This is a genomic window from Roseibium sp., assembly GCF_039982295.1.
Lineage (GTDB): Bacteria > Pseudomonadota > Alphaproteobacteria > Rhizobiales > Stappiaceae > Roseibium.
Genome location: NZ_JBDWYP010000087.1, coordinates 78,629 through 95,912, shown reverse-complemented (window position 1 = coordinate 95,912; position 17,284 = coordinate 78,629). Strand labels below are relative to the sequence as shown.

Genomic DNA, 17,284 nt, shown 5'->3' with positions numbered 1-17,284 from the left:
CTCAGCTCATCACGATGTTGGCGGAGGATTCCGGCAGTTCTTCACCGAAGCAGCGCTGATAGAACTCGGCGACCAGCGCCTGTTCCATGTCGTCGCACTTGTTGAGGAAGGTCAGACGGAAAGCGAAGCCAATGTCGCCGAAGATTTCGGCATTCTCGGCCCAGGTGATGACCGTACGCGGGCTCATGACGGTCGACAGGTCGCCATTGATAAATGCGTTTCGCGTCATGTCAGCGAGGCGCACCATCTTGGAAACGGTCGCACGGCCCTCTGCACCCTGGTAGTGCTTGGCCTTGGACAGGATGATGTCGACTTCATTGTCGTGCGGCAGATAGTTGAGCGTGGTGACGATGGACCAGCGGTCCATCTGCGCCTGGTTGATCTGCTGGGTGCCGTGGTAGAGGCCCGAGGTGTCGCCCAGGCCGATGGTGTTGGCCGTGGCGAACAGGCGGAACGCGGGATGCGGGTGGATCACGCGTGACTGGTCGAGCAGGGTCAGGCGGCCGGAGGATTCCAGGATCCGCTGGATCACGAACATCACGTCCGGGCGGCCGGCATCATATTCATCGAACACAAGCGCGATGTTGCGCTGATAGGCCCAGGGCAGGATGCCGTCCTTGAATTCGGTGATCTGCTGGCCGTCCTTGATGACGATGGCGTCCTTGCCGACCAAATCGATACGGGAAATGTGGCTGTCCAGATTGACGCGGATACAAGGCCAGTTCAGGCGAGAGGCGACCTGCTCGATATGGGTCGACTTACCGGTGCCGTGATAGCCCGAGACCATGACGCGGCGGTTGTGCGCAAAGCCGGCCAGGATGGCGAGGGTCGTCGCGCGGTCGAAAAGATAGTCCGGATCGGCCTCCGGCACATGTTCGGACGGGGTCGAGAAAGCCGGAACCCTGAGGTCGGTCTTGAAGCCAAAGACCTCTTCCACGGAAACTTCTGTATCCGGCGTGCTCGCAGCCGCGTTCGTCATCTCAGTCATCGGTCCTCCGCTGCCTCGGCCGTGCCGGGTGGGGTGTTTTGGAAATATCTGCAGGGAAGATGCAGACTAGGTCGCGACCTAAAGGAAGCCAGCCTTTTTCAGGACATTGTAGGCCTGGATGATCTCTCGAAGACGATCTTCGGATGAGCGATCACCGCCATTGGCGTCCGGGTGGTTTAATTTCACAAGTTCTTTATAGCGCGTCTTGATTTCAGCGCCACGGGCATTTGGTCCCAGATTGAGCACATCCAGCGAGCGCTTTTCAAGAGCCAGCAGCTTGCGCTGGCGCGGTTGCCGGGTTTCGGACGCACGGCGCTGCGCGTTTGCGCGCGCTGCCGTCCGCGGATCAATTCCATCGGGACCATCGGCTGCCTGACGGTTCACGCCCATCTTCCAAGTGGGGCGGTGACCGGTCATGGAGTCCTTTTGGTAGCTGCGGACGTCGTCGTCCTGCATGCCGGAGAAGTAGTTGTAGGACTTGTTGTATTCCCGCACGTGGTCGACGCAGAAATTAAAATACTGGCCTTCCCGGTCGCGACCCTTGGGCGCGCGATGGGTGCCGGGACGTTTGCACCCGGGATGATCACAGGAAGGATGTGTTTCCTCCTGCGCCTTCTCCTTGTCGGGCTTCACGCGGATGCTGTCGAAGATTTTTGAGTCCAGTTTCATAGGCTAGATTATGGTCAGAGCTGAGGGCGGGAACAAGCTTTTCGATGATGCAAATTGTGGGCTGCGGCAAGCAAATTTTCGAATGCGACATTTTCGTGCCGCTGTGGGCGGCGAAGCGGGACGCATTCTACAGGATCCGTCTTGACGAAAACATGAGGCGAGGCGAAAAAGCTGCCATGAGCATGAAAGAGACTATCATCGATAAACTGAGTCAGGCATTTGCGCCAGCCTCTCTGGATGTCATTGACGAATCCGACAAGCACAAAGGCCATGGCGGCTGGCGAGAAGGCGGCGAAACGCATTTTCGCGTTCGTATCGTTTCAGAGGCCTTTTCCGGCATGAGCCGGGTGAACCGGCATCGCGCCATCAATGAGCTGCTCGCCGACGAGCTGGCGGCCAGCGTTCATGCCCTGGCCATTGAGGTGCGCGCACCAGAAGATCCCGATCCGCGCGTTGCACGTATTTCCGGCGCGTCCTGAGCTCGGGAGCAGGCGCTGCTTTAGGCTGACTACGATCCGGCAACCGTCGGCGTTGGCGGGGCAGAAACGGCAGGGGGCGGCACCTGTCGGGCTTGTTGCCCTAGCGGCATGATGCGCAGACGGGTGACCCGGTTGCGCTCGCGCCGCAGCACGGTGAAGCGGAAGCCGTGGAAAGTGAAAATCTGGCGTTCGTCCGGGATCATCCGGGCTTCATGGATTACGAGGCCCGCAATCGTCGTGGCCTCTTCGTCAGGCAATGACCAGTCCGTTGCCCGGTTGAGGTCGCGGATCGGCACGGAGCCATCCACGACGACGGAGCCGTCGGCCTGAGGCCGCACGCCTTCCAGCTCCACGTCGTGCTCATCGGCGATCTCGCCGACAATCTCTTCCAGAATGTCTTCTAGCGTGACCAGGCCCATCACCTCGCCATACTCGTCGACAACGAGGGCGAAATGCGACTTGTGGCGCAGGAAGGCGTTGAGCTGGTCCTGGAGCGAAGTTGTGTCCGGCACGAACCAGGTTGGCGTGATGATCTGCTCGATGTCTAGCTTTTCACTGTCGCCGCCGGCGGCATGAAGCGCGCGCAGCAGGTCCTTTGCGTGAAGAACACCGACAAAATTGTCGGTTTCGCCGCGCCAGAGCGGCAAGCGTGTGTAGGGCGAGGCAAGCGCCGCATCGACCAGCTTCGGCAGGTCGTCGTCAGCATTGAGGGCCACCATGTTGGTCCGGTGGACCATGACGTCGGAGACTTCCAGCTCCGCCAGATCAAGCAGACCACCGATGCGGTCGCGCTCGGCCTTCACGAGGCCGCCTTCCTTGTGCTGAAGGTCGACCGCGCCGCGCAATTCCTCATGGGCCGACAGCACCCAGGTCTCGTCATGAACATCGACACCAACCAGGCGCAGCATGAGCCGGACGATGACTTCGACACCGGCGACGATCGGTCCGAAGATTGCCACGACAACACGGACGATCGGTGCCACGGCCAGGGCGAAGCGCTCCGGGTTTGAGATGGCCCAGGTCTTCGGCATGACTTCGGAGAAGACCAGCACCAGAGCGGTCATGACGAGCGTTGCCAGGGCAACGCCAGCCTCTCCAAACAGGTTGAGGAAGACCGTGGTGGCCAGCGCGGACGCCAGGATGTTGACCAGGTTGTTGCCCAGCAGAAGCGCCCCGATGAGGCGTTCGCGGGCGGCAATGAGCCTAGCGACCAGACCGGCGCGCTTGTCGCCGCTCTTTTCCATCTGGTGCATGCGGGCACGGGAGGCGGCGGTCAAGGCCGTTTCGGAGCCAGAAAAGAAGCCCGAAAGAAACAACAGCACAATGATGGCCGCGATTGCCAGCCAGAGGGTCAGATCGGTCATCGGGTCAGCTTCTCCGTCAGGAAGTCGCGTACGGTGGCGGGGTCGACGCCCTTTTCGACAAAGGACTGTCCGATTCCGCGCGTGAGGATGAACGTCAGGCTGCCGCGGCTGACCTTCTTGTCCTGGGCAATGATGTCCATCAAGGTATCGGCTGGCGGCATTTGGCCCGGGATGTCTGAAATCCTAATGGGCAGGCCGACGGCACTCAGATGCGCTTCGACCCTGTCGACGGTTTCCTGTCCGATCAGGTCGAGGCGCTGCGAGAACTCATGCGCCAGCATCATGCCGATCGAGACACCTTCGCCGTGAACCAGCCGTTCGGTTTCGTAGGAAACAGCAGATTCCAGGGAATGACCAAAGGTGTGACCGAGATTGAGAAGCGCCCGGCGACCTGCTTCATGTTCGTCTTCTGCGACCACATCGGCCTTGGCCTGGCAGGACCGCGCGACTGCTTCGTCCCGCTCAGGGCCGCCGGCAAAGACGGCTTGCCAGTTGTCTTCCAGCCAGGTGAAGAAGGGCTCGTCGCCGAGCAGTCCGTATTTTGCCACCTCGGCATATCCGGCGCGGAAATCGCGCAGGGGCAGGGTGTCCAGAATGGCGGTGTCGGCCAAAACAAGATCCGGCTGATGGAAAGCACCGATCAGGTTCTTGCCATGGCGTGAGTTTATGCCGGTCTTGCCGCCTACGGAGCTGTCGACTTGAGCCAGCAGCGTTGTCGGAACCTGGATGAAGCTCATTCCGCGGCGCACGGAAGCGGCCACGAAACCTGCGAGATCTCCGACGACACCGCCGCCCAGCGCAACGACGGCATCACCGCGCTCGAGGCGGGCTGCCAGGACATCATCGCAAAGACGTTCAAAGAGTTCGAAACGTTTGGAGGCCTCGCCAGCGGGAACTTTCAGAACCACATAATCAAGCCCGGCTTCTGACAGGCTCTTGCTGAAGGCATCAAGGTGCAGCTTCGCAACGGTTTCATCCGTAATGACCGCAAGGCGCGCGCCCGGTTTCACCGCTGCGATGCGAGCACCTGCTTCTTCTAGCAGGCCGCGACCAATGACGATGTCGTAGCTTCGGCTGCCCAAGTCCACGCGAACGGTTTGAAAACGTTCAGTTTCGAGATCGGCGGAGGCGGGCGTGTCAGTCATGTATTGCCTTCAGATGTCTTGTGTCGGACCGGTGTTGATATCGCTGCCCAGAAGCCGTGTTGCAAGGGCCTCAATGATCTCGTCCATGACGACTTCATGGGGGACTTCGCGTGAATGGACCGACAGGTCTGCCGTCGCATAGACCGGATCACGTGTTGTCAGAAGCTCTCTCATGGTACCGTCCGGATCCGGGTTTTGCAGCAGCGGACGGGTCGCTTTCTTGCGCACGCGGGTCATCACTGTGTCGAGATCCGCCCTGAGCCAGACGGATATACCGTGTTCCGATATGGCCTTGCGGGTCGCTTCACTCATGAAGGCGCCGCCACCGGTGGCGAGAACCTGAGGGCCTTCTTTTAGCAGACGCGCGATCACACGCTCTTCTCCGCTTCGGAAATAAGGCTCGCCATGTGTGCTGAAAATTTCTGCGATCGTCATGTTGGCCGCTTCTTCAATCGCCGTGTCCGCATCGATGAAGCGCAGGCCGAGTTTCTGCGCCAGCCGGCGGCCAACGGTGGACTTGCCGGATCCCATGATACCGACAAGAACAATGGAGCGGTCGCCAAGTGCCTCGACAACCCGTGCCATACGGCTGGCCGAAGGGGCCCCGGCGGCGCCGGTCGCGATTGCTGATTTTGGGTCGCTGTTGTGTTTCATGGCGGCGTTTTAGCACATTCGATCAAAAAGAAAGCTTCCCCATGCAAAGAAACAGGCGGAAGCACAAGAGTGAAGTTTGCCGCTGCCGGTTGAGACGGCTTGCGCCGATGCGACGGGCAGGGAAAACTGGCGAGATCCGATTCGTTTGAGGAGCCACCTGTCGTGCCAACCCTGACCCGTCTGATCCTGGTGCTGATCATTCTTGGCGGTCTTGGCTATGGAGCGGTCTATTCCCTGGCAAATCTGGTTGAGCCGCGCGAACGGGAGATCACCGTGCGCATCAAGAAGGACGGTTTTGGCCGCTAGGATCGTGGCATCTGACTATTCCCTGGAGAGTTTTCTGGAAATGCTGGCCGCCGAGCGCGGGGCGGCGGAAAATACCCTGTCCAGTTATCGCAGGGACCTGGAGGACTTCTCCGATTTTCTCGGCTCCACCAATGCCGCCACGGCGGCGGCAGATGACATTTCCGCCTACATGAGCGATTTGGCTGGTCGAGGCTTTGCGGCCACGTCTCAGGCCCGCCGTCTCTCGGCGCTGAAGCAGTATTTCAAGTTTCTCTATGCTGAGGGTCTTCGGCAGGATGATCCGACCCGGTTGATGTCCGCCCCTAAAAAGCGCCAGAGCCTGCCCAAGGTTCTGACGGTCGATGATGTGGACAGGCTCATCGAGGCGGCCCGGTCAGAAACACTTAAATCCCATACATCAGCGGCAGCACGACTGCGCGCGCACCGGCTCTACACCTTGCTGGAAGTGCTCTATGCGACCGGCCTTCGCGTGTCGGAGCTCGTTGCCCTTCCTGTGACCGCCGCCATGCGCGATGCGCGGCTTATCGAGATCAAGGGCAAGGGTGGCAAGGAGCGGCTGGTGCCCCTGTCGAAGGCGGCGCAAAGCGCCATGCGTGACTATGTCGGCCTGCGCGCTGCTGAGGGGGCTTACGAAAAGAGCCCGTGGTTGTTTCCTTCTCACGGCTCCAGTGGTCATTTCACCCGGCAGGCCTTCGCGCGGGACCTGAAGGATCTGGCCGGTGACGCAGGCATCGATCGCTCGGCGATCTCTCCCCATGTGCTGCGCCACGCCTTTGCCTCGCATCTCTTGCAAAACGGCGCGGACCTCCGTGTTGTCCAGCAGTTGCTGGGTCACGCGGATATTTCCACCACCCAGATCTACACGCATGTTCTGGATGAACGGTTGCAGGAGCTGGTCGAAAGCGCTCATCCGCTGGCTAAGTCCTAGGACAGGGCGGGCAGTCCGACGATCACGCCTTCCCGGATGTGGAGCGGGTCATAGGCCTTGCGCGCAAAGACTTCCCGCACCATCGATTCAAAGAACTCAACCGTTTCCGTCGGATAATCGGGGTCGAAGGACGACTGGTCCCACCGCTCGCAGAAATCTGCACAGGACTGGAAATAAATGTTGTCCCTGAAGCGATCTCTGGCGTTTTCATCCCAGCCGTAGTGGTTGGCATAATAGACCATCTGGAAGATGCCGTGATGCTCCACGGTCCAGGCCACTTCCTCGCGGACAAAGGGGCGAATGACCTCTGCTGAAAACCTGTCGTGGTTTTGCGGTGCCAGGCCGTCGCCAATGTCATGCAGCAGAGCGCCGACGACCCAGTCTATGTCCGCCTCTTCGCGATATGCGCGGGTCGCAGACTGAAGGCCGTGCTCCATCCGGGTGATCTTGTAGCCGGACATGGTGTCCTCACCCTGCCTGCGAAGTTCCGCAAGAATGCGGTCTGCCGTCAGAACGTGATAGGGCTTTTCCTGCTCGGCCAGCAGGTCATAGTCAGCCTTGGTGCCGTCTTTCATCTGGGTGAAGGATACGGTCTTCATGTCCGGGCTCCGTGGTGTCTTTTCCGGGCACAGGGTGACGGCTTCGGATGGGGCTGTCCAGCGCGGGCTACTTCGGCATCAAGGCCCAATAGTCGAAGTCGAGGATCATGTTGTCCAGATACTTGCCGTCGGAACTCTTCAGGGGGTGATCGGCGCAGGGGCGGTTCTTCGTGGCAACGAGCCGTAGGCGCAGGGCGCCAACATCCGTGCGCCCTTCGAGTTCCGCCGTATCCAGGATCTCCGACCAGGCAAAGACCGTGTCGCCTGCAAATAGCGGCGCCACGTGACGGCCGCCATTGATTGCAGCGATGTGGAAGGCGTTTCCAAGACCGTTGAACGACAGGGCCCTCGCCAACGAAATGACATGACCACCATAGATCAGACGCTTGCCGAAACGGCCCTGGCCTTCCGTATGCTGGTTGAAATGAACTTTCGCCGTGTTCTGATAGAGACGCGTTGCCATCTGATGCTCCGCCTCTTCCACTGTCATGCCGTCCACATGATCGATCATCTCGCCCTTGGCGTAATCGCCGAATCGGAAGGTGGAGCCGGTCAGATCCGTGTCCCAATGGGCGACGTCGAGCAGGGGCACTGCGTTGCCGAGAGCTTGCGGATCAAGTGCACTTGGCAGTTCCGGCACAACAGGTTCCGGTGGCGGATTGTCTGCGTCGCGTTTGTTCACCATGACCCAGCGGACATAGTCGAGAACTTCGGTGCCATCGGCGGTGTAGCCTGTGGAGCGGACATAGACGACGCCTGTCTTGCCGTTGGAATTTTCCTTCTTGCCAATGATCTCGGAAACCGCCGACAGCGTGTCGCCCGGATAGACCGGCGCGAGGAACCGTCCACCTGCATAGCCGAGATTGGCGACTGCATTGAGCGAGATGTCTGGAACCGTCTTGCCGAAGACGATGTGGAAGGTCAGAAGGTCGTCGATTGGGGCGCGGTCATAACCAAGTGCATGGGCGAAATCGTCTGAGGACTGGACTGCGAAACGGGAGCCATAGAGTGAGGTGTAAAGCGAGGCGTCGCCGGTGGTGATCGTGCGCGGCGTCGCGTGGCGGATCACCTGGCCGACATAGAAGTCCTCGAAAAAGTTACCCGCATTGGTCTTCGCCACGTGCCTGCTCCCCGACATTCCGGTTGGTTTTCGAGATTAAACACTTCCGCAGCGCACAAGAGCAAGGTCGACGTTCGGGGGATGACGATTGGTGCTGTCCTTTGACGGGATCGCAGGTCAGCACCAAAATCGTCAAGCTGGCCCAGGCTTCTTGCCCCGGATGGCGGGCTGGGGCTCTTCAGGCCGAGCGGCTTCTAAAAGAACTCGCGTTCCTTGTTGTAGGGGTGTTCCAGGCCGTAGCCATGGGCGACGCGGTAGCCGTCATAGCTGCGGCCCTTGAATTCATAGATGACCCAAGCCGCCAGACCGATGAAGACGAACAAGAAAAACACCAAGGTGAGAATGGGCATATTGTATTGCATCAGCCCTGATCCGATCGCTCCGAATGCCACGAGCATGGTGAAATAGCCGGATGTCTTGTGGTAAGCCTCAAACAGACGCCGCTTTGGTGTGCGGCTGTACTGGTCGCCCTCCCATGTCTTTGGATCGTTGATGTCCGATCCTTCGCGGTACTTGCCGCCGCGCGTGCCACGCATTTGCGAAGAGATGACTTGGCCAACGCCCATCAGAACCGTCATCATTCCCAAATAGGAATGCGTGGATTGACTGAAGCCCCCGCTGACAACCAGCGCGACACAGGTCCCGCTTACCGCCAGGAACATGGCAAACAACAAACCAAACTTGTGAACGCTGAAAAACCACCATTCCCGGTGCCAAAGGCTGACATCGCGCTGAAGGCCTTTTTCTGAGGGTGGGGGTTTGTGAAAGCGCATAACCGTGACGCAAATGGGCACGAGAACAATCCAAACGAAAAACATCAACATCGCATGGTAGTTCCAGTGAATGTCGATCGTGCGCCCTAGAAATCCCAAATACACTTCGGTGGGAATGTGAGGTGCATTTTCATTCATTGGCACGTCTCCCTGCATTTTTATGTCTAACCGTTGTTTTTTGCTCTATTTTTAACGGTATGCGATTTTGTGAAGTCGACCATCTGTTTTGATAATGTTCAAATGGGTTCTTCAATGGTTGTTTCTTGCTGACTTTTATTAGATTTCATCTGAGTAATATGCGTTTTTTTGCAGGAGGTGATCAAGGACGGAATGCGGGAGTATCATGGTGTGAACGTGATCAGCCTTTGACAACTTCGCACGCCTGGTCAGCGTCGATGCCTGCGGTCATGCAGATCCATTCCGGCAAAAGCGGATTTTTCGAGTGGGTCGAGCCATGGCATGACGGAGTGTGAAGGGGGCTTTCCTTGGACACGAGTGCCCTTCACGCAAATCAACTCTCTTTGGTATCGTCACCGAAAGTGTGGTAAGCGCCAGCCAAACAACATCAGGAATGCAGCATTGAGCGAACTGACCGTGGCGGATGCGACGAACCGCATCTATGAATCACTCCAGGCAGACAACGAGGACATCGATCTTCACATTGCGGCTCTCAAGCCTGCGTTGAAGCGCGAAGGCTTGAAGGAAGTCGTTCTGGATCCATCCCGGCTTGTCCAGAACAACCGGTCTGGCCGCAAGCTGTTGCAGGCCTATTTTCGCCAGCGTGGCGTGAAGGTTTCCTTCGCGTCTTCGTGAGGCCGTGCGCATCCAGCGCTTTTAGGCAGCCTTTTCTGATCCTGCTGCGACGATCTTGACCACGTCGGCCATGATGTCGGTGAGCTGAAAATCCTTCGGCGTGTAGACGGCGGCGACGCCCATGGCCTTCAGGCTGGTGGCGTCCTCATCGGGGATGATCCCGCCGACCACGACCGGAATGTCGTCAGCACCGGAGGCTCGCAGGCGGTCCAGGACATCCCTGACCAGGGCCAGATGCGAGCCGGACAGGATCGACAGGCCGATGACGTGGACATCTTCCTCGATCGCCGCATTGGCAATCTGGGCTGGCGTCAGCCGGATGCCTTCGTAAACCACCTCCATGCCGCAATCGCGTGCCCGTACGGCAATCTGTTCCGCGCCGTTGGAATGTCCGTCCAGCCCCGGCTTGCCGACAAGGAATTTCAGGCGGCGGCCAAGCTTTGCGGAAACCGATTCCACGTCTTCTCGCACGGCAGCCAGATCTCCTGCGTCGTCGCGAGCGGCTTGTCCGACGCCGGTCGGAGCGCGGTATTCGCCGAAAACTTCACGCAAGGTGCGCCCCCACTCACCAGTGGTGACACCTGCCTTGGCGGCGGCAATGGAGGGCTCCATGATGTTGCAGCCTTCGCTGGCGGCCTGCTTCAATTCCGCGATGGCGGCATCGACTTGCTTCTGGTCGCGGTTGTTGCGCCAGGCCTTGATCTTTTCGATGGCTTCTTCCTCGACGTGCTCGGGCACGGTCAGGATGCCGCCATCTTCGCCGGATGCCAGCGGAGAGGGTTCGCTCTCGGTCCATTTGTTGACGCCGACCACGATCTGCTCACCGGCTTCAATGTTGGCAAGGCGAGCGGAATTGGATTCCACCAGTTTGCGCTTCATGTAGCTGGATTCAACGGCTGCGACCGCCCCGCCCATGTCGTCGATACGGGCCAGTTCCTCGCGGGCCTCTTCCTTCAGCGCTTCCACCTTGCGGGTGATTTCCGAAGAGCCGTCGAAGATGTCGGCATATTCCAGAAGATCCGTCTCATAGGCGACGATCTGCTGCATCCTGAGGGACCATTGCTGGTCGAAGGGACGCGGCAGGCCGAGGGCCTCGTTCCACGCAGGAAGCTGAACGGCGCGGGCCCGGGCGTTTTTGGATAAGACCACGGCCAGCATCTCGATCAGGATGCGGTAGACGTTGTTTTCAGGCTGCGGTTCGGTCAGGCCGAGCGAATTCACTTGAACACCATAGCGGAAACGCCGGTATTTCTCTTCCTCGACGCCATAGCGTTCCCGGCAGATCTCGTCCCAAAGCTCGGTGAAAGCGCGCATCTTGCACATCTCGGTGACGAAGCGCATGCCCGCGTTGACAAAGAAGGAGATGCGGCCGACTGCGCGCGAAAATTCATCTTCCGGAATAGCGCCGGAGGCCTTCATGCTGTCCAGAATGGCAATGGCGGTGGCAAGGGCAAAGGACAGCTCCTGAACCGGTGTCGCACCTGCTTCCTGCAAATGATAGGAGCAGACGTTCATCGGGTTCCATTTGGGCATATTGGAATAGGTCCAGGCGATCACATCCGTGGTCAGTGCCAGGGAAGGCGCCGGCGGGAACACGTAAGTGCCGCGGGACAGATATTCCTTGATAATGTCGTTCTGGGTCGTGCCGGAAAGCAGTTTACGATCCGCACCCTGTTCGTCGGCCGCAGCGACATACAGAGACAGCAGCCACGGCGCGGTCGCGTTGATGGTCATGGAGGTGTTCATGCGCTCCAGGGGAATGTCCTGGAAGAGCGCTCGCATGTCGCCAAGGTTCGATACGGGCACGCCGACCTTGCCGACCTCATCACGGGCCAGAATGTCGTCCGGGTCATAGCCGGTCTGGGTCGGCAGGTCGAAGGCAACGGAGAGGCCGGTCTGCCCCTTTGCCAGATTGCTCCGGTAGAGCTTGTTGGATTCGACCGCAGTGGAGTGACCGGCATAGGTGCGGAAGATCCAGGGGCGATCGCGCTCTGTAGCTGCCGTGGGTGCAGAATTGTCCGGCGTACTCATAATCTGTCCCTCCTCCAGACAGTTTCGACCTAATGTCTACAGGCATGAAAAGTCACGCCTTTGCCGCCTGGTGCTTCCGCTAACGGAAATCATGCCTTTTTATCGTGGGCGTGGAAAGCCCGTTTATATGCAATGCAAAAAGCTCCTTGGCTCAAAACGCAAGTTAAGCAATAGTCGTATAGATATGATGCTATTTTCGCATGATAGTTGCGCAAATGCGGTCTCAAGTTCGATTTTGCCTTTTGCGCTGCAGCGGTTGCGTGTTGGCGAAACTTGGCAAACTTCAAGCGCGAGGCTGCTGCAAGGGAGGAAAACATGACAAGCGCAACAGCTGAGGCCAACGACAATCGAACGCCGGAGGCGGTACCGATGAAAGACCTTTACGAGCCGGGTGAAATTCCGCCGCTGGGCCATGTTCCAAAGAATATGTACGCCTGGACGATCCGACGGGACCGTCACGGTCCACCGGAAGAGGCGATGAAGCTGGAAGTGGTGCCGACGTGGGAGCTCGATAGCCACGAAGTTCTGGTTCTCGTCATGGCTGCGGGCGTCAATTACAATGGTATTTGGGCCGGGCTCGGCGAGCCGATCAGCCCGTTCGACGTTCACAAGGCGGATTATCATGTCGCCGGTTCCGATGCGTCGGGCATCATCTGGGCTGTCGGCGACAAGGTGAAGCGCTGGAAAGTCGGCGACGAGGTTGTCATTCACTGTAACCAGGACGACGGTGACGATGAGGAGTGCAACGGCGGCGATCCCATGTTTTCGCCTACCCAGCGTATCTGGGGCTATGAGACCCATGACGGTTCCTTCGGCCAGTTCACCCGGGTGCAGGCGCAGCAGTTGATGCCGCGGCCACAGCATCTGACCTGGGAAGAAAGCGCCTGTTACACGCTGACGCTGGCAACGGCCTACCGCATGTTGTTCGGTCACCATCCGCATGAGTTGAAGCCGGGACAGAACGTTCTCGTCTGGGGCGCATCCGGCGGCCTCGGTTCCTATGCGATCCAGCTGATCAACACGGCTGGCGCCAATGCCATCGGGGTGATCTCCGACGAAGACAAACGCGACTTCGTCATGGGCCTTGGCGCAAAGGGTGTGCTCAACCGCAAGGACTTCAACTGCTGGGGTCAGCTGCCGACGGTGAATTCACCGGAATACAACGAGTGGTTCAAGGAAGTTCGCAAGTTCGGCAAGGCGATTTGGGACATCACTGGCAAAGGCAATAACGTCGACATCGTCTTCGAACATCCGGGCGAGGCAACGTTCCCGGTCTCGACGTTCGTCTGCAAAAAGGGCGGTATGGTCGTGATTTGCGCCGGGACCACAGGGTTCAACTGTACCTTTGACGTCCGCTACATGTGGATGCACCAGAAGCGGCTCCAGGGCTCGCACTTTGCCCATCTGAAGCAGGCGTCTTCGGCCAACAAGCTGATGATCGAGCGCAGGATCGATCCCTATATGTCCGAGGTGTTCCCCTGGGATCAGATCCCCAAGGCACACACCAAGATGTGGAAGAACCAGCACGCACCGGGCAACATGTCAGTGCTTGTCTGTGCGCCGACGACAGGGCTCCGATCCTACGAAGATGTTCTTGAGGCGGCCAGGCGCTGATCCCCATTCAAGGCTCCCAGGAGCTCAAGTTTCTTGAGCGGCCTACCGAGGACCAACCCGCCCCGGCGGGTTGGTCTTTTTTTTGACACGGAAGCTGACTAGCGCCTCTATGCTCTGACTACCAAACAACGAATCGACCCTGACGTCCGCTGCAAAGGCGGAGTTGTGATGCCGGTGACGCATAATGGGGACTTCATGAACAAGATCCGCTTCTCGCCGGTTGTCGGCCTCTTTGCTGCCCTGCTGGTATCGGCCTGCGCGCCCAACAACGGTGAGGTGCCCGCCTTCTACAAGAGCATGGCGCGGCTGGACGCATCGGTCGACCAGGCTGTCGCGGCGCAGATGATCTCCCAATACAGGGTGAACAACGGTCTGCAGCCGCTGACAGTCGATCCCGCTCTCGGCGTCATTGCCTTGAGTCAGGCGCGGGCGATGGCCGCGGCCGGATCAGTGAGGACGTCCCTGGGCAAGGAGCAGAAACTGTCTGCCCGCATGGCATCGATCGGCGAACCGGAAACCCATGCGGTTGAAAATGTCAGCGGTGGGTACCGAACACTTGCAGAAGCTTTCTCCGGATGGCGGGAATCGCCCAAGCACAACAAGGTGATGCTCGATCCGGCGGCCACACGCTTTGGCCTTGCCACCGCCTATTCCGCGCGGGCCAAGCACAAGGTGTTCTGGTCGCTCGTCATGGCCGGGCCAAAGGCGAACTAAAGACTATTTGCGCAGCCCCCTTGCAGTTGTCCTCTGGCGCTAGCACTGTGTGCTGACAAGAGTGGGGACAATATGGTGTTTGGATTGAAAGCCTTGGGGCGTCGAAGAGTTGGACTGGCGGCAGCGTTGATGCTGGCGGCAGGTTTTGCATCCGGCGCCGGAGCCGCAGATCTGCATGCAGGCTACTATTATCCCGCGCCGCAGACACATGAGGTCTATGTTGCCAGCGTGCCGGTTGCCGATGACGCCGAAGAAACCTCACGGGCCGCTTTTGTGATCGGGCTTGCCGCCCAACAACTCCAGCAAAATCATGCGCCGGGCTATCACCTCTTTGCCAAGGGCGAAAGCCTTGAAAAGATGATCATCGTCGCGACGGGGGATGGGCGTTACGACACGCCCTATCGCATGCGTGCACTGCTGGCATCCCTGACGTCCATGGCCAGGGCGACGCCGCTGTTCACCCAGTCGGCGGAGCCTTATGAGCTCAACTTCCTGGATTTTTGCAAGCTGCTCGGATTCACGCAGGTGACGATTAGCGACGGGAAGGCCATTGCGCACCAGATAAAGGTGCGCTGAGCCGTCGCGCCGCATATTTTGCTCGAGGCTTATTCGGTCGCTGCGGGAGCACTTTCTTCCTCAGAGGCAGGGGCGTCATAGCCTTCAAGCCGGTCAAGCCAATCAAGGCTCTGGAACCAGTGGCCGCGCATGTCGCCAAGGGTCCCGTTGGCCGTGTTTTCCATCAGCCAGGCGTTCAGGAAATTGACGAAACGCTCGCTGCCTGGCCGCACGGCCATGGCTTGCAGGGTTGAAACCAGGGGCTCGGCTTCCGCGGCAAAACGGTCTGGATCGCGCGACACGATGAATTCGGGATAGGGCGTGGGAACAATCACACCTTGAACGTCGCCGTCGAGAAAGGCGTCGCGCAGATCGCCGTTGTTGTCGTAGCGCATGACTTCGGCCAGCCGAAACTCACTCGACGCGGCGTAGTCGGCGAGCGTGTCTCCGGCAACGCCGAGCTTCATGCCCTCGACATCGAAGCCATTGTCTTCAGCGCCCTCGGGCAATGCGGTCTTGTCGACCACGACACTGAAATCCGTGCTGGAATAGGGAGCCGTGAAGAGCACTTCACGCGCCCGGTCTGCCGACACGGACATGCCTGAGATCACCACGTCCAGCTGGCCGATGGTGAGGCCACGCAGCAACTGGTCGAAAGGCATCTCGACAAATTCCGGCGTGAGTTGAAGCGCGTCTGCCACGGAGGTTGCTACGTCGATCTCGAAGCCCATGCGACCGCCGCTTTTGTCGTGTGCCAGCCAGGGAACGAAATTTTCCTCGGCGATGCCGACGCGCAATGTGCCGCGGGAAAGGGCGTCCTGCATGGTGCCGGCGCTGACTGGTGCATTCGAAACAGCACCGCCGATCAGTGCTGCGACGGCAAGTGATATAGGGAATTTCATGTCACAAATCCTTCCGGGTCTGGCCGGGAAACTTTAAGTCGGGCAGCTGGTCAGCGGCGGCGGCCACCGCTTGGCCGCGACGGACGTCCGCCACTTGGCCGAGACGGGCGCGCTCCGGGACGGGGACGATAGCTCGGAGGCCGCGCGCTGGGTGGTCTGGCGCTGGGCGGTCTCGCTCCCGGTGGCCGTGACCCGGGAGGTCTGGCGATCGGGTTCGATGGTCTCGGCGGGCGCACACCTGGCGGCGGACGGTTTACAGGGGGGCGCGCGATCGGAGGTGTTGGCTTGGGCGGCCTGTATCCCGGCGGACGGTTTCCAGGAGGGCGGTTGCCTGGTGGCGGACGATAGCCCGGATGATAAGGCGGGCGCGGACGGTAGATCGGGTAGCTGTGCCAGATCAGAGGCAGGCCGATATAAACCCCCGACCGGTAGATCGGCTGGCCGTAATAGGTGCCGTTTCCCGCGTAGGCGAGATATTTCCCGGAGGCCCAGCCGCGCTGGCCTGCATGGTCGATATCACACCAGCCGTAGCCTTCCGTGCAATTGAACACGGTGACAATGCGGCCATTGGGAATGGACCCGATGATCTCATAGTTGGTGCCCGGTCCGGCGCGAAAGTTCAGATTGGTCGTGGCACTCGCCTGATAGGCGGACTGAGCCGACGCGGCAGAGCAGATCGTTAGGAACAACAGAGCCAAGGGGGCGGAAATACGAAACCCTTTGCCAAATCCAAGCATCAAAACCTCCACGCGATAACGTGCGCGGAGTATGGCACAGGTTGATAACATCGCAATGATCGATGTCAGATTTGTCTGACGTTGTGGTCAGGGCCCGGCGTTCGTGCCGGAATTTACGCTCTAGCGCTCCAGCTCACCCTTCAGCCATTTCCGAAATTGTGACTTGCTGCCGTAAAAAACGTTCCGGTCGACTTGGCCGTCGATGCCCGGTACGTCGCCTTCGGCGGTGTACTGCCAGAAATACCAGTCGTCGCGGTCCGTGTAGATATGGTTCGGATAGCTCGCCACCGAACGCAGCCAGAATTGCTCGTCCTTGAAGGCTCCGACCATACGGTCGCGGTGGAAGTCGACCGAAGAATAGATGACGGGGCGCTTGCCGTAGTGCTTTTCGACCTCATCGAGGAAATATTTCATGTCGCGGACGATTTCAGACCGTGGCGGGCGAATGCGGCAGGTCTTGGAATGGGCGTTCCACTCCATGTCGAGCACCAGCGGCAGAGCCGTCGGATCTTTCGGCACGGTTTTCAGAACCCATTCGACCTGTTCCTCAACCGGGCGGCAAAAATAGTAGAAGTGATAGGCGCCGCGCGGGACGCCTGCGGCCTTGGCTCCATACCAGTTGTCGAGAAACCGGTGGTCAGCGTGGTCTCCGCCTTCGGTCGCCTTGATCCAGGCGAACTCAACACCGCCCCGCCGGGCTGCGGCCCAGTCTACATCCCCTTGGTACTTGGAGATGTCGATGCCATGAACCGCATAGTCTTCAGGCGTGGGGTCCGGAAAATCGTAGCCGGAACACGATGCCAGAAGGACAGCGCCAAGGATTGCGCAAAATTGACGGGTCAGATCGAGCACAAGATCTCTCGCTTGGTTAAGGGTGTGCGAACAGTTCGGCT

The 17,284-nt window shown here is 59.3% G+C and carries 19 protein-coding genes; 7 read left to right on the top strand and 12 right to left on the bottom strand.

Translation table 11 applies throughout. From position 1 onward, the window contains the following. Window position 1: 1 nt before the first annotated feature. Window positions 2–988 (bottom strand): cobaltochelatase subunit CobS, encoded by a 987-nt coding sequence (gene cobS, locus ABJZ52_RS18775; protein WP_192109756.1) that lies wholly within the window; start codon window positions 986–988, stop codon window positions 2–4. Window positions 989–1,066: 78 nt separating this feature from the next. Continuing rightward, window positions 1,067–1,657: a DnaJ domain-containing protein gene (locus ABJZ52_RS18770; RefSeq protein ID WP_192109755.1), complete on the bottom strand. Its 591-nt coding sequence runs from the start codon at window positions 1,655–1,657 to the stop codon at window positions 1,067–1,069. A 176-nt stretch (window positions 1,658–1,833) separates the two neighbouring features. Here ABJZ52_RS18770 and ABJZ52_RS18765 point away from each other — a divergent pair, with 176 nt between their 5' ends. Next, window positions 1,834–2,136 (top strand): BolA family protein, encoded by a 303-nt coding sequence (locus tag ABJZ52_RS18765; RefSeq protein WP_348188576.1) that lies wholly within the window; start codon window positions 1,834–1,836, stop codon window positions 2,134–2,136. Between the two features lie 29 nt (window positions 2,137–2,165). Here ABJZ52_RS18765 and ABJZ52_RS18760 read toward each other — a convergent pair whose 3' ends face one another. From ABJZ52_RS18760 to ABJZ52_RS18750, 3 genes are read right to left on the bottom strand one after another with little or no spacing between them, the layout of a single operon-like run. After that, window positions 2,166–3,500, bottom strand: coding sequence for an HlyC/CorC family transporter (locus ABJZ52_RS18760; RefSeq protein WP_348188559.1), 1,335 nt, complete (start codon window positions 3,498–3,500; stop codon window positions 2,166–2,168). Further along, window positions 3,497–4,645, bottom strand: a complete 1,149-nt coding sequence (gene aroB / locus ABJZ52_RS18755; protein WP_348188560.1) for a 3-dehydroquinate synthase — start codon at window positions 4,643–4,645, stop codon at window positions 3,497–3,499. Before aroB ends, ABJZ52_RS18760 begins: the two co-directional genes overlap by 4 nt. 9 nt (window positions 4,646–4,654) lie before the next feature. Then, entirely contained in the window at window positions 4,655–5,230 is a 576-nt protein-coding gene (locus ABJZ52_RS18750) for a shikimate kinase (protein WP_348188578.1), read from the bottom strand. 231 nt (window positions 5,231–5,461) lie between these two features. Between ABJZ52_RS18750 and ABJZ52_RS18745 the strand changes: the two genes are divergently transcribed. Continuing rightward, the gene (locus ABJZ52_RS18745) at window positions 5,462–5,605 is read left to right on the top strand and encodes a hypothetical protein (RefSeq protein WP_162858391.1); all 144 of its coding nucleotides are present in this window, start codon (window positions 5,462–5,464) and stop codon (window positions 5,603–5,605) included. Between the two features lie 4 nt (window positions 5,606–5,609). Further along, the gene (gene xerD / locus ABJZ52_RS18740; RefSeq protein WP_348188579.1) at window positions 5,610–6,533 is read left to right on the top strand and encodes a site-specific tyrosine recombinase XerD; all 924 of its coding nucleotides are present in this window, start codon (window positions 5,610–5,612) and stop codon (window positions 6,531–6,533) included. Here xerD and ABJZ52_RS18735 read toward each other — a convergent pair. The 3 genes from ABJZ52_RS18735 to ABJZ52_RS18725 form a co-directional block, all read right to left on the bottom strand. Then, entirely contained in the window at window positions 6,530–7,132 is a 603-nt protein-coding gene (locus ABJZ52_RS18735; protein WP_348188562.1) for an HD domain-containing protein, read from the bottom strand. The two genes, xerD and ABJZ52_RS18735, sit on opposite strands and share 4 nt — an antisense overlap. A gap of 67 nt (window positions 7,133–7,199) precedes the next feature. Next, window positions 7,200–8,252, bottom strand: coding sequence for a MaoC family dehydratase (locus ABJZ52_RS18730; protein WP_348188564.1), 1,053 nt, complete (start codon window positions 8,250–8,252; stop codon window positions 7,200–7,202). A 194-nt stretch (window positions 8,253–8,446) separates the two neighbouring features. Beyond that, window positions 8,447–9,163: a cytochrome b561 domain-containing protein gene (locus ABJZ52_RS18725; RefSeq protein WP_348188565.1), complete on the bottom strand. Its 717-nt coding sequence runs from the start codon at window positions 9,161–9,163 to the stop codon at window positions 8,447–8,449. A 441-nt stretch (window positions 9,164–9,604) separates the two neighbouring features. Between ABJZ52_RS18725 and ABJZ52_RS18720 the strand changes: the two genes are divergently transcribed. After that, a complete protein-coding gene (locus tag ABJZ52_RS18720; protein ID WP_153771395.1) occupies window positions 9,605–9,838 on the top strand; it encodes a hypothetical protein in 234 nt (77 codons plus the stop codon). A 21-nt stretch (window positions 9,839–9,859) separates the two neighbouring features. Here ABJZ52_RS18720 and ABJZ52_RS18715 read toward each other — a convergent pair whose 3' ends face one another. Then, on the bottom strand, window positions 9,860–11,869 hold the full coding sequence (locus ABJZ52_RS18715) for a protein meaA (RefSeq protein ID WP_348188567.1): 2,010 nt from the start codon (window positions 11,867–11,869) through the stop codon (window positions 9,860–9,862). 315 nt (window positions 11,870–12,184) lie between these two features. Between ABJZ52_RS18715 and ccrA the strand changes: the two genes are divergently transcribed. The 3 genes from ccrA (at window position 12,185) to ABJZ52_RS18700 (ending at window position 14,773) form a co-directional block, all read left to right on the top strand. Continuing rightward, window positions 12,185–13,483 carry a crotonyl-CoA carboxylase/reductase gene (ccrA, locus tag ABJZ52_RS18710; RefSeq protein WP_348188569.1) on the top strand — a complete coding sequence of 433 codons (1,299 nt, stop codon included), beginning with the start codon at window positions 12,185–12,187 and terminating at the stop codon, window positions 13,481–13,483. Between the two features lie 168 nt (window positions 13,484–13,651). Beyond that, window positions 13,652–14,197 carry a CAP domain-containing protein gene (locus ABJZ52_RS18705; RefSeq protein ID WP_348188570.1) on the top strand — a complete coding sequence of 182 codons (546 nt, stop codon included), beginning with the start codon at window positions 13,652–13,654 and terminating at the stop codon, window positions 14,195–14,197. Window positions 14,198–14,269: 72 nt separating this feature from the next. Further along, the gene (locus tag ABJZ52_RS18700) at window positions 14,270–14,773 is read left to right on the top strand and encodes a hypothetical protein (RefSeq protein ID WP_348312830.1); all 504 of its coding nucleotides are present in this window, start codon (window positions 14,270–14,272) and stop codon (window positions 14,771–14,773) included. A gap of 29 nt (window positions 14,774–14,802) precedes the next feature. Here the strand turns inward: ABJZ52_RS18700 and ABJZ52_RS18695 are convergent, their stop codons facing one another. The 3 genes from ABJZ52_RS18695 to ABJZ52_RS18685 all read right to left on the bottom strand — a co-directional run bounded on the left by ABJZ52_RS18695 (window position 14,803) and on the right by ABJZ52_RS18685 (window position 17,243). Then, entirely contained in the window at window positions 14,803–15,654 is an 852-nt protein-coding gene (locus ABJZ52_RS18695) for an ABC transporter substrate-binding protein (protein ID WP_348209131.1), read from the bottom strand. Window positions 15,655–15,704: 50 nt separating this feature from the next. Beyond that, window positions 15,705–16,391: an SH3 domain-containing protein gene (locus tag ABJZ52_RS18690; protein ID WP_348184862.1), complete on the bottom strand. Its 687-nt coding sequence runs from the start codon at window positions 16,389–16,391 to the stop codon at window positions 15,705–15,707. A 120-nt stretch (window positions 16,392–16,511) separates the two neighbouring features. Further along, complete coding sequence (locus ABJZ52_RS18685; protein ID WP_348184864.1) at window positions 16,512–17,243, bottom strand: GH25 family lysozyme; 732 nt, start codon at window positions 17,241–17,243, stop codon at window positions 16,512–16,514. Window positions 17,244–17,284: the final 41 nt, after the last annotated feature.

Coding starts and splice junctions, on each gene's coding strand:
- cobS (WP_192109756.1), bottom strand. CDS start 988: ATGACTGAGATGACGAACGCGGCTGCGAGCACGCCGGATACAGAAGTT.
- ABJZ52_RS18770 (WP_192109755.1), bottom strand. CDS start 1,657: ATGAAACTGGACTCAAAAATCTTCGACAGCATCCGCGTGAAGCCCGAC.
- ABJZ52_RS18765 (WP_348188576.1), top strand. CDS start 1,834: ATGAGCATGAAAGAGACTATCATCGATAAACTGAGTCAGGCATTTGCG.
- ABJZ52_RS18760 (WP_348188559.1), bottom strand. CDS start 3,500: ATGACCGATCTGACCCTCTGGCTGGCAATCGCGGCCATCATTGTGCTG.
- aroB (WP_348188560.1), bottom strand. CDS start 4,645: ATGACTGACACGCCCGCCTCCGCCGATCTCGAAACTGAACGTTTTCAA.
- ABJZ52_RS18750 (WP_348188578.1), bottom strand. CDS start 5,230: ATGGCACGGGTTGTCGAGGCACTTGGCGACCGCTCCATTGTTCTTGTC.
- ABJZ52_RS18735 (WP_348188562.1), bottom strand. CDS start 7,132: ATGAAGACCGTATCCTTCACCCAGATGAAAGACGGCACCAAGGCTGAC.
- ABJZ52_RS18725 (WP_348188565.1), bottom strand. CDS start 9,163: ATGAATGAAAATGCACCTCACATTCCCACCGAAGTGTATTTGGGATTT.
- ABJZ52_RS18715 (WP_348188567.1), bottom strand. CDS start 11,869: ATGAGTACGCCGGACAATTCTGCACCCACGGCAGCTACAGAGCGCGAT.
- ccrA (WP_348188569.1), top strand. CDS start 12,185: ATGACAAGCGCAACAGCTGAGGCCAACGACAATCGAACGCCGGAGGCG.
- ABJZ52_RS18705 (WP_348188570.1), top strand. CDS start 13,652: ATGCCGGTGACGCATAATGGGGACTTCATGAACAAGATCCGCTTCTCG.
- ABJZ52_RS18700 (WP_348312830.1), top strand. CDS start 14,270: ATGGTGTTTGGATTGAAAGCCTTGGGGCGTCGAAGAGTTGGACTGGCG.
- ABJZ52_RS18695 (WP_348209131.1), bottom strand. CDS start 15,654: ATGAAATTCCCTATATCACTTGCCGTCGCAGCACTGATCGGCGGTGCT.
- ABJZ52_RS18690 (WP_348184862.1), bottom strand. CDS start 16,391: ATGCTTGGATTTGGCAAAGGGTTTCGTATTTCCGCCCCCTTGGCTCTG.